We start from the raw sequence: 14,871 nt of genomic DNA, 5'->3' as shown, positions 1-14,871 counted from the left end.
CCCGCCGCCATGATCAGCTCCCCACCATCGCCATGTCGCCCGCCAGCGCCTGGACCGGCACGCACGGGCTCGCGAACACGATCGACTTCACGGCGCGCCCGGACACCGCCCGCGCGACCTCCTCGCCGACCTCCACGGCCTCCTCGACCGTCGCGAGATCGCCGGTGACGGCCACCGCGACGAGCCCGCCGCCGAGGCGCACCGCCCCGCGGACCTCCACCTCGGTCGCCTTGACCATGGCGTCGACCGCGTCGAAGACCGGCACGAACCCCTCGGCCTCGATGAACCCCACTGCCCGTGCCATCAGGACTCCCTCTCGGTTGACTCGCCCCGCCCGCCCGACCCGCCCCACCAGACGACCGCTGCTCCCGTGCCCCACACCGGCCCGTAGGCCAGGACCTCGCCCGGCCGGTCCACCGCGCCGCTGCCGTCCAGGAACGCGAACGCGCGGAACTGGCTGTCGGCCTGTGCCGCGTCGGCGAACTCCTCGCGCATCGCCAGCACCGCCCCGCGGTCGCCGGCGCGGATCGCGTCGAGGACCTTGCGGTTCCACCGGTCGTGCTCGGGCTCGACGCGGTCCTCCGCCGGGCGGATCCAGCGCGGCGTCAGCCCGGACGACAGCCCGCTGACGGCGACGATCCCCGGCCGGCGGCCGAGCCCCTGCGCCGCGCGCACCCCGGCCGCGGCCACGGCCGCCATCGCGGCGGGGTCGGCGTAGAGGTTGCACGACACCTGCGCCCACCGACCCCGTCCGTCCGGGTCGAGCAGCCGGGCCGCGACGACCGTGCCGGTGTCGACCGGGAAGCCCTCGTAGCGCGTGCGCCGGGCCTGCATCCCCGCGGCGTCGATCGCGTCGGCCCAGGAGTGGGCGAGCTCGGTGTCGATCGCGAGGTCGTGGTCGAGGTGGCCGTAGTCGTAGGCGTACCAGTTCTCGTCGGTGCGCCGGCCGCGCAGCCGCTCGTCGCACTGCACCTGGTGGCCGAGCACGGTGAACCACTGCGTCGAGAGCAGCAGCACGGTGTCGACGCCCGCGGCGCGCAGGCGGTCGCCGACGGTGCGCGTCGCCGCGGCCAGCTCGGCCCAGCTCGGGGCCGGGTCGCCGGCGAGCAGGTGCGGCATCGTCGGGACCAGGGCCGCGGGGGCTCGTCCGGGCGTCACGGGGCGACCCACTCCACGACCGCGTTGCCCGTCGCGATGACCGTGCCGTAGGCGAGCACGTCGCCGGCGATCGCGGGCCAGCCCATCGCGGCGAGCAGCCAGGTGAGGCTGCCCGCCTTGGTCTCCGACGAGGTGGCCTCGATGTGCTTCGGCACGGCTGCCTTGAGCCGCGACGTCGGGCCCTCGCGGATGGTCTGCAGGAGCTCCATGTCGCCCGCGTACTGGGCGTGGGTGAAGGGGCGCTCGACGCCCATGTCCTCGGGCAGGTCGGGCTCGGTGTCCCAGTGCAGGTGGCTCAGGGAGTTCGAGGCGAGCAGCACCGCGCGACGCCCGGTGCGCTCGACCGCGCGGCGGGTGGCGGCGCCGAGGGTCTCCATCTCGGTGAGCGAGGCGTCGGAGTAGAAGTAGGGGTTGTTGTTGGCCGAGAGCGACACGACCGGGAGGTCCCAGTCGGGGTTGGCCAGGTGCAGCGCCCCGATCGTCGCGTAGTCGACCCGGACCCCGTCCTCGCGCATCGCGCTGGTCACCAGCCCGGCGCGGGAGCCCTCCTCGACGATCGCCTCGGCGAGGTCGACGTCGGTGCGGAAGTCGTAGTGGTAGCGGAACAGGTGCGGGAAGATCGGCTCCACCGAGACGCCGCGCGGGTTCGGCACGCAGTTGACGTGGTGGCCGACCATGGTGATCCAGTGCGGCGCGTGCACGATGAGCACGTCGGGCCGGTGGGCGCGCAGGCGCCGGCGCAGCTCCTCGTAGCCCCAGCGCAGCACCTCCCAGCCCCCGGTGGAGCGCGGCTCGTTCTGCGGCGGGTTCTCGGCGTAGACGAGGTGCGGCGGGTGCGGCGCGAGGTAGCCGGCGACGATGCCGCCACGGCTCGCCGACCTCGGTGCGGGGGCGGGCGCGGGCTCCGTGCCGGGGGCGCGCCGGGCGGCCGAGCGACCGCTCCCGGCGGTGGCGTGGAACACACGGGCCATGGCGGCGACGCTAGGGAGAGCCCGACCCGTCACCCAGGGCGCCGTCCAACGGTGCTGGACACCGCCGTTCGGGAGCGCCCAGACTCGACCGGGTGACGGTGGCGGCGGTGAGCAAGTCCGCGGTCCTGCTGCGCGCCTTCGGGCCGACCACCGACGTGCTCTCCACCCGCGCCCTCGCGGCCCGCACGGGCATCCCGCGCAGCACCGTTCACGTGCTCGCGAGCACGCTCGCGACCGAGGGCCTCCTCGAGACCGTGCCGGGCCGGGGCTGGCGGCTCGGGCCGCTGCTCGTCGGCCTGGCCGGGCAGATCATCGAGCGCACCGGGCTCGTCGCGGCTGTCGAGGGCGGGCTCGGCGGGCTGCGCCGCGCCGCCGGGCAGGAGGTCCACGTCGCCCAGCTCGTCGGCGGCTGGACCGTCTACCTGCACCGCGAGGCCGGCCCGGTGCGAGCGCCGATGGACAACCGGGTCGGTCTGCGCGCGCCGGCCTGGCGTGGCGGCTGCGGCAAGGCGGCGCTCTCGCGGCTGGCGGCGGCCGAGGTCGACGAGCGTGTCGAGCGGCTGTGCCGCGACGAGGGCCTCGCCCCGCCCGACCGCGCCGCCCTGCACGACGAGCTCGGGGCCGCGCGCCGCGCCGGGTACGTGGTGTCGTCGACCTTCCAGGCCGGGCGGACGTCGGTCGCCGCGCCGGTGGTGGACGCCGACGGCCGCCCGGTCGGCGGGCTCTCGGTCGCCGGCCCCTCGTCGCTGTTCAGCCGCGCCGTGCTCGCCCGCTGCGCCGAGGACGTCGTGGAGGCCGCGCGCCGCGCCGCCCGGCAACTCACGTCCTGACCCGTCCCCGGCCCGTCGTGTCCCACCGAGTGGAACGCCGAGGTTCCGCCCCGGCCGTCAGCGGTGCCACGCTGCGGTCATGAGTGCGCCTGCCACGGTCCCGGCCGCCATCGTCGGCCCGGGCAACATCGGCACCGATCTGCTGGCCAAGCTCGCGCGCAGCGCGCGGGTCGACGTCACCGCCATGGTCGGCGTGGTCGAGTCCGAGGGGCTGGAACGGGCGCGCTCGGCGGGCGTCGCCGCGTCGGCCGAGGGGGTCGACTGGCTGCTGCGCCAGGACCCGCTCCCCCGCATCGTCTTCGAGGCCACCTCGGCGAAGGCGCACGCGGCGAACGCCCCGCGCTACGAGGAGGCCGGGATCACGGCGATCGACCTGACGCCCGCGCACCTCGGCCCGATGGTCTGCCCGGCGGTGAACATGCCCGAGCACCTCGACGCCCCGAACATCAACATGATCACGTGCGGCGGCCAGGCGACGATCCCCATCGTCGCCGCGGTCTCGCGGATCGCGCCGGTGGCCTATGCCGAGATCGTCGCCTCGACGGCGTCGCGCTCGGCCGGGCCGGGCACGCGCGCCAACATCGACGAGTTCACCCAGACCACCGCGCGGGCCGTCGAGGAGGTCGGCGGCGCCGAGCGTGGCAAGGCGATCATCATCCTCAACCCGGTCGAGCCGCCGATGATCATGCGGGACACCGTGTTCTGCTCGCTGCCCGAGGGGGCCGACACCGACGCCGTCGCGGGGTCGATCCACGACATGGTCGCCCGCGTCCAGCAGTACGTCCCGGGCTACACGCTGCGCGCCGAGCCGCAGTTCGACCCGCCCACCGAGAAGTGGGGCAGTGCCCACGATGGATCTGGCTACGGCCGGGTGGCCGTGTTCCTCGAGGTCAAGGGCAACGGGGACTACCTGCCGGAGTACGCCGGCAACCTCGACATCATGACCGCCGCCGCGGCGCAGGTCGGCGAGCTGGTCGCCGCCGAGATGTCGGGAGACATCAAGGGGAGCACGCCGATAGGGGAGCGGAGCCCGACCCAGGAAGCAGAGGTGCCCGCATGAGCCGGCCCGAGATTCGCCACGACGTCCGCCTCACCGACACCACGCTGCGCGACGGCAGCCACGCGCAGGCCCACCAGTTCACCGAGGAGCAGGTCCGCGACACCGTGCGCGCGCTCGACCGCGCCGGCATCGAGGTCATCGAGGTGACCCACGGCGACGGGCTGGGCGGCTCGAGCTTCAACTACGGGTTCTCGCACACGAACGAGCTCGAGCTGATCGCCGCCGCCCGCGAGGAGGCGAAGCAGGCGAAGATCGCGGTGCTGCTGGTGCCCGGCATCGGGACCGTCGAGGACCTGCGCCGCGCCCGCGACGCCGGCGCCGACGTCGTGCGCGTCGCCACCCACTGCACCGAGGCCGACGTCTCGCCCCAGCACTTCGGGGTGGCCCGCGACCTGGGCATGGAGACCGTCGGGTTCCTCATGATGGCCCACCGCACGTCGCCCGAGGACCTCGCGAAGCAGGCCCGGATCATGGTGGACGCCGGCTGCCAGTGCCCCTACGTCACCGACTCCGCGGGCGCGCTGCTCATGCACGAGGCCCGCGCCCGGTTCGAGGCGCTGCTCGCCGAGGTCGGCGACGAGGCGTGGGTCGGCTACCACGGCCACCAGAACCTCTCGATGGGCGTGGCCAACTCGGTGATCGCCGCCGAGCTGGGCGTCAAGGAGATCGACGGCTCGCTGTGCGCGCTGGGCGCGGGGTCGGGCAACTCGCCGACCGAGGTGCTCGCCGCCGTGTTCGACCGCCTGGGGATATCGACCGGCGTCGACGTCACCGCGCTGCTCGACGCCGCCGAGGACGTCGTGCGCCCCTACCTGCACCGCTGGCCGAAGATGGACCGCAACGCGATCACGCAGGGCTGGGCGGGCGTGTACTCCAGCTTCCTGCTGCACGCCGAGCACGCGGGCGAGCGCTACAAGGTCCCGGTGCCCGACATCCTGCGCCGCTGCGGCGAGCTGGGCCTCGTCGGCGGCCAGGAGGACATGATCATCGACATCGCGCTGGAGCTGGCCCGCGAGCGCGAGCAGGGGTGACGACGTGCCCGTTCTCGAGCTCCACCTCGTCGAGGGCGACCACTCCCCCGCCGAGCACGCGCGGCTGCTCGGGCTCCTGAGCCGGCGCTACGCCGAGGTGCTCGGGTCGCCGGTCGAGCGCGTGCGGGCCTACCTGACGCTGCACCCGCGGGAGCAGTGGGCGGTCGGCGGCTCGACACACGCCGAGCCGGCGCCGTACTTCACCGCGATCGTCCTCGAGGGCCGACCGGTCGAGCAGCGCCACCGGCTGCTCGCCGACCTCACCGACCTGATCGTCGACGTGCTCGGGGTGGAGCGGTCCCGCGTGCGCGGCCGGGTCATCCAGGTGCCGCCGGACGACTGGGCCATCGGGGGCGTGCCCGCCTCCGGGGCGCGGCGGGACGAGATCGCCGCACGACGCAGATGAGCGGTCGCGGGCGCCGCGCCGACACCCGGTGCGCGCTCGACCGCGGCCGCGAGTCCTTCCACCGCAGGAAGTGGCAGGACGCCTACACCGAGCTGTCGCACGCCGACGCCGACGCCGGCCTCGGGACCGCGGATCTCGAACGCCTCGCCACCGCCGCGTACCTCGTCGGCCGGGACCGCGAGTGCGACGCACTCCGCGAGCGCGGGCACCGGGAGTGCCTGCGCCGCGGCGAGGACGTCGCGGCCGCCCGGTTCGCCTTCTGGCTCGGGTTCGGCCTGCTGCTCCGCGGCGACGAGGTCCGCGCGGGCGGGTGGTTGGGTCGCGCCCGGAGACTGCTCGACGACGGCCGGCACGACTGCCCCGAGCGGGGTTACCTCCTCGTTCCCCTCGCGATCGGCGAGCTGGGCGGGGGCGACGCCACGGCGGCGCTCGCCACCTACGAACGGGTGGGCGAGATCGGCGAGCGCTTCACCGACCCGGACCTCACGGCGCTCGCACGGCTCGGACGCGGCGAGGCGCTGGCCGACACGGGCAGGACCGAGGACGCCGCGGCGCTGTTCGACGAGGTCATGGTGGCGGCCACGGCGGGCGAGCTGTCCCCGACCGTCACCGGGATCGCCTACTGCGCGGTGATCGAGGCCTGTCAGGCGATATCCGACCTCCGCCGGGCCCGGGCGTGGACGTCGGCGCTGACGCAGTGGTGCGCCGCCCAGCCCGATCTCGTCCCGTTCCGCGGCCAGTGTCTGGTCCACCGGGCCGAGATCCTGCTGCTGCAGGGCGCCTGGCCGGAGGCCGCCGACGCGGCGAGGCAGGCCTGCGAGAGCCTCGGCGCCCCGGCGGGGGCCCACGGCGCCGAGGCTCTCGGGCACCCGGCTGCCGCCGGGGCGTTCTACCAGGTCGGAGAGCTGCACCGACTGCACGGCCGAGTCGTCGAGGCCGAGGCGGCCTATCGGGAGTGCTCCCGTCGGGGGCGACAGCCCCAGCCCGGCCTGTCACTGTTGCGCCTCGCCCAGGGGCGGGGCGATGTCGCGGCCGCGGCGTTGCGCCGCGCGCTCGCGGAGGCGTCCCCGCTCGAGCGGCCCACCCTGCTCGCCGCCCACGTCGAGGTCCTCCTGGCGGCCGGCGACACGTCCGCCGCCCGCCGCGCGGCGGACGAGCTGACCACCCTCGCCACACCGGCGCACGCCCGACTGCTGCACGCGATGGCGGCCCGGGCGCAGGGCGCGGTCCTGCACGCGGAGGGCAGACCCGAGGACGCGCTGGGCACACTGCGGGCGGCCTGGCGGACGTGGCAGCTGCTCGACGTCCCGTACCAGGCTGCCCGCGTGCGGGTGCTCCTCGCGATGACCTGCCGGGACCTGGGCGACGACGACGCCGCGGAGATGGAGCTGGACGCGGCCCGCCGGGTGTTCACCGCGCTCGGAGCCGCACCCGACGTCGCCCGGGTGGCCGCACTGACCCGCGCGCCCGACCCGCTGTGCGGGCTGACCGAGCGCGAGGTGCAGGTGCTGCGTCTCGTGGCGACCGGCCGGACCAACCGTGTGATCGCGGCGGAGCTGGTCCTCAGCGAGAAGACGGTCGCCCGGCACCTCGCCAACATCTTCGCCAAGGCCGATCTGTCGTCCCGCGCGGCGGCCACCGCCTGGGCGTACGAGCACGGGCTCGTCTAGCCCGCTGCACAGAACCACCCACGCCTCCCGGCACGACTGCACAGCACGCCCGATGCGCGAGGACGCCCCTCGTTCCTAGCGTCGCCGGGGTCCCGAGTCGCCCGTCGCGAGGTGAGGAACCGATGTCCACGACCACGACCACCCCCGGCTCCCCGATCGCCGAGGTCGCGGACCGCCTCCGCGCCCGCCTGCGCGGTCCCCTGCTCCGACCCGGCGACGACGGTTTCGCGGACGCGACCCTGATCTGGAACGGGATGATCGCCAAGACGCCCGCCCTGGTCGTCCGCCCGACCGGGACCGCCGACGTCGTCGCCGCGGTCGACGCCGCCCGCGAGCACGGGCTCGCGCTCTCGGTCCGGGGCGGTGGTCACCACATCGCCGGCACCGCGCTAGTCGACGGCGGGCTCACCCTCGACATGTCGGCGCTGCGCGGGGTCGACGTCGACCCGGTCGCCCGGACGGCGACGGTGCAGCCCGGGTGCGTGCTCGGTGAGGTCGACCGCGAGACCCAGCTGCACGGACTCGCGACCCCGCTCGGCTTCATCTCGGAGGTGGGGGTGGCGGGGCTGACGCTGGGCGGCGGCCTGGGCTATCTCAGCCGACGATTCGGGTGGACGGTGGACAACCTCCTCGAGGTCGAGATCGTCACCGCCGACGGCCGGGTCCGGCGGGCGAGCCGGGACGAGTCCCCCGACCTGTTCTGGGCGATCCGCGGGGCCGGCGCCAACCTCGGCGTCGTCACCTCGTTCACGTTCCGCCTGCACGAGGTCGGGCCCATCGTCCACGGTGGGCTGATCCTGTGGCCGTTCGACCGCGCCGACGAGGTCCTCGCCGCGTACCGCACGATCGCCGCCGAGGCGCCCCGGGAGCTCAGCGTCTGGATGCTGATGCTGCACGCCCCGCCGGCACCGTTCGTCCCCGAGCCGTGGCACGGCCGCGCGGTCTGCGCCATGGCCGTCTGCTTCAGCGGCGCCCCCGAGAGCGCGGCTGCAGCGCTCGCACCCCTCCGGGCGGTGCCCGACGCGGTCGTCGACCTGGTCGGACCGATGCCCTACACCGAGGTGCAGTCCTACCTGGACGACGGCGAGCCGAAGGGCCACCACTACTACTGGAAGAGCGAGTTCGTCGCCGAGCTGACCGACGAGCTGCTCGCGACGACGCGGGACCTGTTCGTGGAGTGCCCGATCCCGGGGGCCGAGATCGGTTTCCTCCACCTTGGCGGAGCGATCGGCGACCACGACGGCGACGACGGCGTCGTCGGCAACCGGGACGCCCGCTTCGTCTTCGGCATCACCGGCATGTGGGAGCCGGGGCACCCGGGCGCGGAGGGGTTCCCCGGTTGGGTGCGGGCCGGGTGGGAACGCGTCCGGCCGTTCTCGACCGGCGGGAACTACATCAACTTCCAGACCGCCGACGAGGGCGACGAGAGGGTCCGGGCCACCTACGGACCGCGCTTCGACCGGCTCGCAAGCATCAAGGAGGCCTACGACCCGGACAACCTGTTCCGGTCCAACCGCAACGTGGTTCCCCACTGACCTCCATGCCTTGCGCGGAATATTCCTCATGCGGCATGCTCGGCGCCGTGACCACCGCACCGGACACCGGGACGTGGGCGGCGCTCGCCGACCCGCACCGCCGGGCCGTGCTCGGGCTGCTGCGCGAGCGCCCCCGGGCGGTCGGCGAGCTCGTCGACCTGCTCGGACTCAGCCAGCCCAGCACCTCGAAGCACCTGCGGGTGCTGCGCGAGGCGGGGCTGGTGCGGGCGCGGGCGGACGCCCAGCGGCGGGTGTACGAGGTCGACCCCGCGCCACTGGTCGCCCTCGACGCCTGGCTCGCGCCCTACCGGCGGCTGTGGTCCGACAGCCTCGACGCCCTCGGTCGGCGTCTCGAGGAGACCGACCCCCGGAAGGACAGCACCCCGTGAGCCCCACCGGCAGTTACCTGGAGATCGACGGCCGCCCGGCCCTGCGCTTCGTCCGCGAGTACGACCACCCCGCCGACCGGGTGTTCACGCTGCTCACCGACCCCGACGAGCTCGCGCACTGGTTCCCCGCCCGGGTCGCGCCGTCGTCGTGGGCACCAGGCGCGGCGATCACCTACTCCTTCGAGGAGGACGGCGACGGCGGGGGCGGCGAGGTCCTGGCGCACGAGCCGCCGCACCGCGTCGGGTTCTCCTGGGACGGCGAGCAGCTGTGGTTCGAGGTCGAGACCCTGCGCGAGGGCCGCACCCGGCTGACGTTCACCCACGTCATGGAGGAGCGCGACGGCGCCTCGCGCAACGCCGCCGGCTGGGACCTCTGCCTCGACGCCCTGGACGCCGCCGTCGCGGGCACCCCGGACACCCCGCCCGGCGGTCGCACCCCGGCCTGGGAGGAGCTCTACCGGGCCTACGTCGACGCCGGCGTGCCCTCGGGCGCCCCGATCCCGGGCTGAGCGCACCGCCCGAGCAGACTCGGTGTCCGTGAGCACCGACCCCATCGCCGCGCTCGAGCAGGGCCCCGAGGTCACCGACGTCGACCTCTCCGGCGCCGACCCCGAGGCGCTCCGCGAGGCGCTGACCGCCGGCGGGCGGTGGGTGCTCCGGCGCTGCGTGCTCACCGGGCTCGACCTCTCCGGCGTGGACCTCGGCACCGCGACGCTCGAGCGCTGCGACCTCACCCGGGTCCGCCTGCGCGGCGCCGTGCTCGACGGCGCGCGCATCGAGGGCGGCTCGCTCGCCCAGGCCGACCTCGCCGACGCCGACCTGACCGACGCCGTGCTCCGCGGCGTCGACCTCTCGCGCGCCCGCCTCGTCGGCGCCCGGCTCACCGACACCACGTTCCGCGACTGCCGCATGATCGGCGTCGACCTCACCGGGATGCGCAGCCTCGCGGTCACGTTCTCGGTGGACGGGTGCTCGCTCGCCCTCGCCCGGCTCGCCGACGCCGCCCTGCGCGGCTGGCGCCTCGAACGCGTCGACCTCTCCGACGCCGACCTCTCGGGCGCCGACCTGCGCGAGGCCGTCCTCACCGACTGCGCGCTGCGCGGCACGGACCTCACCCACGCCCGCCTCGAGGGCGCCGACCTGCGCGGCGCCGACCTCGGCGAGATCACCCCGGAGACGCCGGCCGTGCTGCGCGGCGCGATCGTCTCCCCCGAGCAGGCGGCCGACGTGTGCCGCGCGCTCGGCCTCCAGGTGATCTAGCCCGAGGCTCTAGGAGAGACGGTCCCCGGCCCGCAGCACCGAGGCGGGCTCGCAGCCCCGGCCCGACACGACCAGGCGGCGCGGGCGCACCCACTCGTCGGCGGTCGCGACGACCGGCCCCTCGTCGTCGGCGTCCACCTCGCCGGGCGAACGCCCCGGGCACGGGCGGCCGGTGGCGGCGAGCCGCACGACGCCGAGGTCGGCGTCGTCGCGGCGCGTCGTCGGGACGCCCCAGGGCGACGGGTAGGGGCCGTAGTCGCAGGCCCGGACGAAGTCGAGGACCTCGCGCGCGGGCTTCGCCCAGGGCACCCGGCCGTCGTGCGGCACCTCGCGGCCGAAGTACCGGCGCGTGGTGAGGTCCTGGGGGTGCCGGGGCACGGTGCCCGCGTCGAGGTGGGCGAGCAGGCGGTCGACGAGCTCCTGGCCGCGGCCGACGCACTGCACCGACACGGTGAGCGCCGTGTCCTCGGCCGTGATCGGGAAACGCGCCTCCTCGACGACGTCCCCGGTGTCGATCCCGGCCTCCATCCAGTGCAGCGTCACGCCGTGCTCGGCGTGGCCCCGCGCGACCGCCCAGCTGGGGGCGTTGAGGCCCGCGCACTCGGGAAGGGGTCCCGGGTGGAGGTTGAACGCCCCGACGCGCGGCGCGGTGAGGACCTCGGGCCGGACGAGGTGGAGCGAGTGCACGTTGAGGAGCACGTCGATCCCCGCGTCGCGGAGCTCGTCGGCGAGACCGGGGTCGCGCACGCGGTCCCCGGGCAGGGTCGGCACGCCGAGCCCGGCGGCCGCCGCGGCGACGCTGCCGCCCTCGTCGGCACGGCTCGCGGTCAGCACCATCCGCAGCCGGTGACCGCTGCGCGCGACCCGCTGCAGTGTGCGGACCCCCGCGGCCTCCTCGGCGACGAGCGCGATCTCCACGGACACCCCCCTTCGGTGGCGATCTCTATCATTCCGGGCCAATCGGGCAGAAGGGTGGCATGAGCATGGGTCGGCGGATCGCCGTGGGCCTCGGCGTGCTGCTCGCGACCGTGCTCCTGCTGGTCGGCGGCCTGTGGCTCGTCCAGCGCGAGCTCGTCTACGTGCCGTCGCCCGGCCCCGTCCCCCCGGCGGCGTCGGCGCTCGCGGAGGCCCGGGACGTCACGCTGACCACGGCCGACGGGCTGGCGCTGGGCGCGTGGTGGGTGCCCGCGCGCGGCGAGCGGCGCGAGGTGACGGTGCTGGTCGCGAACGGCAACGCCGGCGACCGCGCCGACCGTTCACGGCTGGCCGCCGCGCTCGCCGACCGGGGTCTCGACGTCCTGCTGTTCGACTACCGCGGGTTCGGCGGCAACCCCGGGAGCCCCGGCGAGGAGGGGCTGGCGACCGACGCCCGCGCGGCCCGCGACCACCTCGTGCGCGACCGCGGCGTCGCACCGCAGCGCCTGCTCTACCTGGGCGAGAGCATGGGGTCCGCCGTCGTCGCCCGGCTCGCGACCGAGGCGCCGGTCGCCGGCATGGTGCTGCGCTCGCCGTTCGTCGACCTGGCGTCGGTGGGCGAGCTCGTCTACCCGTTCCTGCCGGTGCGGGCCCTGCTCGCCGACCGGTTCCCGGTCACCGAGATGGTCGCGCGCGCCCGGGTGCCGACCACCGTCGTGCTCGGCGGGTCCGACCGCACGATCCCGCCGGCGCAGAGCCGGGCGGTGGCCGCCGCGGCCGGCGGCGAGGTCGTCGAGGTGCCCGGCGCGGACCACGACGACGCCGTCCTCGCGCACGGGCCGGCGGTGGTGGGCGCGGTGGTGGCGCTCGCCGACCGGCTCGGCTGAGCTCCGGACCCCCGGCGCTCAGATGCCCCGGCGCGCCCCCATGTCGAGCGCGAGGGTCGACCCGGTCAGCGCCGAGGCCTCGGGGTCGAGCAGCGTCGCGACCGCCCAGCCCACCTGCTCCGGGGTGACCATCGCGCCCAGCGGCGACTCGGCCCGGCGCTCGGCGAGGACGTCCTCGACGGCGATGCCCCGCGCGTCGGCCTGGGCGGACGAGAGGCGGCGCAGGCGGTCGGTGTCCGCGGGGCCGGGGGCGACGAGGTGCGCGGTGATCCCCCGCGGACCGTGGGCGTCGGCGAGCTGGCGCACGAGGTTGGCCAGGGCCGCGTTGGTGACGCCCGCGCCCGGCACGTGCGGCGAGGGCTCGGCGCCGTAGTGCCCGCCGAGCGCGACGATCCGCGAGCCCTCGCCCAACCACGGGTCGGCGGCCCGGACCAGCCGCAGCAGGCCCCCGACCTTGAGGGCCACCGCCGCGCCGAGCGCCGCGGGCTCCACGGCGTCGAGACCGCCGAGGGCGGGCAGGCCCGCGGCCTGCACGACCATGCGCACCGGCAGGTCCCGGGCCCGCAGCGCGTCGGCGATCACCTCGCCGGCGGCGTCCTCCCCGATGTCGGCCGCGCACGCCCCGATGCCCTCGTCGTCGGCCGCCAGCGCGGCGACGGCCTCGGCCGAGCGGGCGACGGCGAGCACGGGCAGCCCGCGCGAGCGCAGCCGCCGCACGATCGCTCCCCCCAGGGCACCCGTGCCGCCGACGACCACGGCCAGGGGAGACGCAGCATCGAGGGGAGCACGCCGATAGGGGAGCTCGACCATGGGGCGCGGTTCGCTCACCCCCGCACCTTCTCGTACCGCCGATCGGGGACCCACGCCCCCGTTCGGCGGCGGGCAACGTTCGCACTGGTGGAACGTGTTGCTTGCATCACAGAGCCGCCGGGATGAACGGTGGCCCAGCGCTCATCGACGAGGAGGATCAGATGGCCAACGTGGTGCCGGTGGACGAGTTCGCCACGGGCGAGTGGTACCCGGGGTTCAAGCCGGAGCACTTCGAGTCGCCGTACATCGTCGACGCCGCCAGCCCCTTCAAGCCCGGCGACGAGCAGGGCTTCTGGTTCCTGGACTTCCACTGGTCGCGCGGCCTGACCCCGCTCGCCGCCACGCTGTGGAGCTCCGACGGCTACTGCTGGGGCACCCAGCACGCCGCCGAGGCCCTGCCGCTCCCGCCCGGCCGCGGCATCACCGCGCGCTTCGCCGGCACCCACCTGTACGGCTGCGCCCTGCCCGAGACCGATCCCCGCGAGATCGGCGCCCGGGCCAACCGGATCGCGACGAACCTCCCCCACTTCCTGGCGAACTACCGCTCGATCTGGGACGCCGGCCGCGACGAGCTCGAGGCGACCTGGCAGTACTTCCGCGGGGTCGACTTCACCGGCACGCCCGACCTCACCGACCTGCTGACCCAGGGCCGGCGCTACCACAAGCGCTCGATGGAGATCCACTTCGGCGTCATGTACCCGATGCTGGCCAACTTCCTCGGGTTCTACGGCGCCTGCGCCGACATGGGGATCAACCCCGCCGAGATCGGCAAGTTCCTCCAGGGCGAGGACACCAAGATCATGGAGACCGACCGCGAGCTCGACAAGCTCGCCCTGCGGGCCCGCCAGGCCGGCATCGCCGCGGTCTTCGAGGAGAACGAGCCGCACCAGCTGCGCGAGGCCCTCGGCCGTCACGGCGGCGCGGCGTCGGTCTGGCTCACCGAGTTCGACGACTTCCTGCAGATCTACGGCTGGCGCGCCGAGGCCACCTGCGACGTCGGCGTCCCGAGCTGGATCGAGGACAACACGATCCCGCTCGGCCTGGTCAAGACGTTCCTCAAGCGCGACGACGCCCACGACTTCGAGGCCGCCGCCCGCAACGCGGCCGCCGAGCGCGACGAGGCCATCGACAACGCACGCTCGGGCCTGACCCGCGAGGAGCAGGCGGTCTTCGACGCCGGTCTCGCGTCCAACCAGGCGGCGAACTTCCCCTGGTGGCAGGACGACCACAACTACTACATCGACCTCAAGGTCATGCTCCCGCTGCGGTGGGGGTGCCAGGAGCTGGCGCGGCGCGAGAACGCCGACGACAAGGACGACATGCTCTACCTGTTCTGGCCGGAGCTCCTCGACGTCGCGAGCGGGCGCCGGCCCTACGCGGGCGAGCTCAAGAGCCTCGTGGGCGAGCGCCGCCAGTACTTCGACCACTGGTTCGCGAAGCGGAGCGAGATGCCCAAGGTGCTCGGGACCATCCCCGAGGCCGTCGAGGACCCGGTGCTCATCGAGATCTTCGGGCTCAACCCGGGCGCGATCAAGGCCGTGCAGAACCCCGACGCCGCGAAGCAGACGGTGATGTCGGGCGTCGCCGCCGCCAAGGGCACCGCGCGGGGCACCGCACGGGTGCTCCAGTCGTCCGACGAGCTGCACCGCCTCGAGCCCGGCTCGATCCTCGTCTGCGAGTCGACCTCGCCGAACTGGACGCCCGCCTTCGGCAAGATCGCCGGCGCCGTGTGCGACGGGGGCGGCATGCTGTCCCACGCCGCGATCGTCGGCCGCGAGTACGGCGTCCCGACGGTCACCGCGGTCGGCATCGCCACGCTGTCGATCAGCGACGGCGACGAGATCGAGGTCGACGGCACCAACGGCACCGTCACCATCGTCACGAAGGCCACCACCACCACCCCGGACACCGGAGCCGAGACCCCTGCGGGTGTCGCCGGGTGACCGCCG

16 protein-coding genes are annotated in these 14,871 nt (G+C 75.0%); 11 read left to right on the top strand and 5 right to left on the bottom strand.

The window, feature by feature from the left end:
* Positions 1-13 precede the first annotated feature (13 nt).
* Genes PHK61_RS01970 through PHK61_RS01960 form a run of 3 tightly spaced genes read right to left on the bottom strand, consistent with a single transcriptional unit; the run spans position 14 to position 2,129 of the window.
* The gene (locus PHK61_RS01970; protein WP_208114379.1) at positions 14-304 is read right to left on the bottom strand and encodes a BMC domain-containing protein; all 291 of its coding nucleotides are present in this window, start codon (positions 302-304) and stop codon (positions 14-16) included.
* Positions 304-1,158 (bottom strand): class III extradiol ring-cleavage dioxygenase family protein, encoded by an 855-nt coding sequence (locus PHK61_RS01965; RefSeq protein WP_274279276.1) that lies wholly within the window; start codon positions 1,156-1,158, stop codon positions 304-306. Before PHK61_RS01965 ends, PHK61_RS01970 begins: the two co-directional genes overlap by 1 nt.
* Positions 1,155-2,129: a DODA-type extradiol aromatic ring-opening family dioxygenase gene (locus tag PHK61_RS01960; RefSeq protein ID WP_274279275.1), complete on the bottom strand. Its 975-nt coding sequence runs from the start codon at positions 2,127-2,129 to the stop codon at positions 1,155-1,157. The genes PHK61_RS01965 and PHK61_RS01960 overlap by 4 nt, the downstream gene beginning before the upstream one ends.
* A 107-nt stretch (positions 2,130-2,236) precedes the next feature.
* Here PHK61_RS01960 and PHK61_RS01955 point away from each other — a divergent pair, with 107 nt between their 5' ends.
* The 9 genes from PHK61_RS01955 (at position 2,237) to PHK61_RS01915 (ending at position 10,310) form a co-directional block, all read left to right on the top strand.
* Positions 2,237-2,959 carry an IclR family transcriptional regulator gene (locus tag PHK61_RS01955; RefSeq protein ID WP_274279274.1) on the top strand — a complete coding sequence of 241 codons (723 nt, stop codon included), beginning with the start codon at positions 2,237-2,239 and terminating at the stop codon, positions 2,957-2,959.
* 79 nt (positions 2,960-3,038) lie between these two features.
* Positions 3,039-4,019, top strand: coding sequence for an acetaldehyde dehydrogenase (acetylating) (locus PHK61_RS01950; RefSeq protein ID WP_274279273.1), 981 nt, complete (start codon positions 3,039-3,041; stop codon positions 4,017-4,019).
* The gene (dmpG, locus tag PHK61_RS01945) at positions 4,016-5,050 is read left to right on the top strand and encodes a 4-hydroxy-2-oxovalerate aldolase (protein WP_274279272.1); all 1,035 of its coding nucleotides are present in this window, start codon (positions 4,016-4,018) and stop codon (positions 5,048-5,050) included. The genes PHK61_RS01950 and dmpG overlap by 4 nt, the downstream gene beginning before the upstream one ends.
* A gap of 4 nt (positions 5,051-5,054) precedes the next feature.
* On the top strand, positions 5,055-5,456 hold the full coding sequence (locus PHK61_RS01940) for a tautomerase family protein (RefSeq protein ID WP_274279271.1): 402 nt from the start codon (positions 5,055-5,057) through the stop codon (positions 5,454-5,456).
* Positions 5,453-7,126: a LuxR family transcriptional regulator gene (locus PHK61_RS01935; protein ID WP_274279270.1), complete on the top strand. Its 1,674-nt coding sequence runs from the start codon at positions 5,453-5,455 to the stop codon at positions 7,124-7,126. The genes PHK61_RS01940 and PHK61_RS01935 overlap by 4 nt, the downstream gene beginning before the upstream one ends.
* A 122-nt stretch (positions 7,127-7,248) precedes the next feature.
* Positions 7,249-8,661 (top strand): FAD-binding oxidoreductase, encoded by a 1,413-nt coding sequence (locus PHK61_RS01930; RefSeq protein WP_274279269.1) that lies wholly within the window; start codon positions 7,249-7,251, stop codon positions 8,659-8,661.
* Between the two features lie 47 nt (positions 8,662-8,708).
* Positions 8,709-9,050, top strand: coding sequence for an ArsR/SmtB family transcription factor (locus PHK61_RS01925; protein ID WP_274279268.1), 342 nt, complete (start codon positions 8,709-8,711; stop codon positions 9,048-9,050).
* Positions 9,047-9,559 carry an SRPBCC family protein gene (locus PHK61_RS01920; protein ID WP_274279267.1) on the top strand — a complete coding sequence of 171 codons (513 nt, stop codon included), beginning with the start codon at positions 9,047-9,049 and terminating at the stop codon, positions 9,557-9,559. Before PHK61_RS01925 ends, PHK61_RS01920 begins: the two co-directional genes overlap by 4 nt.
* Before the next feature lie 28 nt (positions 9,560-9,587).
* Entirely contained in the window at positions 9,588-10,310 is a 723-nt protein-coding gene (locus tag PHK61_RS01915; protein WP_274279266.1) for a pentapeptide repeat-containing protein, read from the top strand.
* A gap of 9 nt (positions 10,311-10,319) precedes the next feature.
* On the opposite strand, the gene PHK61_RS01910 is transcribed toward PHK61_RS01915, so the two are convergent.
* Positions 10,320-11,234, bottom strand: coding sequence for a methionyl-tRNA formyltransferase (locus PHK61_RS01910; RefSeq protein WP_274279265.1), 915 nt, complete (start codon positions 11,232-11,234; stop codon positions 10,320-10,322).
* 53 nt (positions 11,235-11,287) lie between these two features.
* Here PHK61_RS01910 and PHK61_RS01905 point away from each other — a divergent pair, with 53 nt between their 5' ends.
* Complete coding sequence (locus tag PHK61_RS01905) at positions 11,288-12,112, top strand: alpha/beta hydrolase (RefSeq protein WP_337993905.1); 825 nt, start codon at positions 11,288-11,290, stop codon at positions 12,110-12,112.
* A gap of 18 nt (positions 12,113-12,130) precedes the next feature.
* On the opposite strand, the gene PHK61_RS01900 is transcribed toward PHK61_RS01905, so the two are convergent.
* Positions 12,131-12,940, bottom strand: coding sequence for an SDR family oxidoreductase (locus tag PHK61_RS01900; protein WP_274279264.1), 810 nt, complete (start codon positions 12,938-12,940; stop codon positions 12,131-12,133).
* A gap of 143 nt (positions 12,941-13,083) precedes the next feature.
* On the opposite strand from PHK61_RS01900, the gene PHK61_RS01895 reads away from it, so the two are divergent.
* Complete coding sequence (locus tag PHK61_RS01895) at positions 13,084-14,865, top strand: PEP-utilizing enzyme (protein ID WP_274279263.1); 1,782 nt, start codon at positions 13,084-13,086, stop codon at positions 14,863-14,865.
* The last annotated feature ends 6 nt before the right edge of the window (positions 14,866-14,871 follow it).

The organism is Actinomycetospora lutea, from assembly GCF_028737205.1.
GTDB lineage: Bacteria > Actinomycetota > Actinomycetes > Mycobacteriales > Pseudonocardiaceae > Actinomycetospora > Actinomycetospora lutea.
The sequence above is the reverse complement of the archived record's forward strand: the minus strand, read 5'-3'. Positions and strand labels throughout refer to the sequence as shown.

What these genes read in the sequence shown, in the direction of transcription:
- dmpG (WP_274279272.1), top strand. Translation starts at nt 4,016, where the DNA reads ATGAGCCGGCCCGAGATTCGCCACGACGTCCGCCTCACCGACACCACG.
- PHK61_RS01935 (WP_274279270.1), top strand. Translation starts at nt 5,453, where the DNA reads ATGAGCGGTCGCGGGCGCCGCGCCGACACCCGGTGCGCGCTCGACCGC.
- PHK61_RS01950 (WP_274279273.1), top strand. Translation starts at nt 3,039, where the DNA reads ATGAGTGCGCCTGCCACGGTCCCGGCCGCCATCGTCGGCCCGGGCAAC.
- PHK61_RS01960 (WP_274279275.1), bottom strand. Translation starts at nt 2,129, where the DNA reads ATGGCCCGTGTGTTCCACGCCACCGCCGGGAGCGGTCGCTCGGCCGCC.
- PHK61_RS01970 (WP_208114379.1), bottom strand. Translation starts at nt 304, where the DNA reads ATGGCACGGGCAGTGGGGTTCATCGAGGCCGAGGGGTTCGTGCCGGTC.
- PHK61_RS01895 (WP_274279263.1), top strand. Translation starts at nt 13,084, where the DNA reads ATGGCCAACGTGGTGCCGGTGGACGAGTTCGCCACGGGCGAGTGGTAC.
- PHK61_RS01930 (WP_274279269.1), top strand. Translation starts at nt 7,249, where the DNA reads ATGTCCACGACCACGACCACCCCCGGCTCCCCGATCGCCGAGGTCGCG.
- PHK61_RS01905 (WP_337993905.1), top strand. Translation starts at nt 11,288, where the DNA reads ATGAGCATGGGTCGGCGGATCGCCGTGGGCCTCGGCGTGCTGCTCGCG.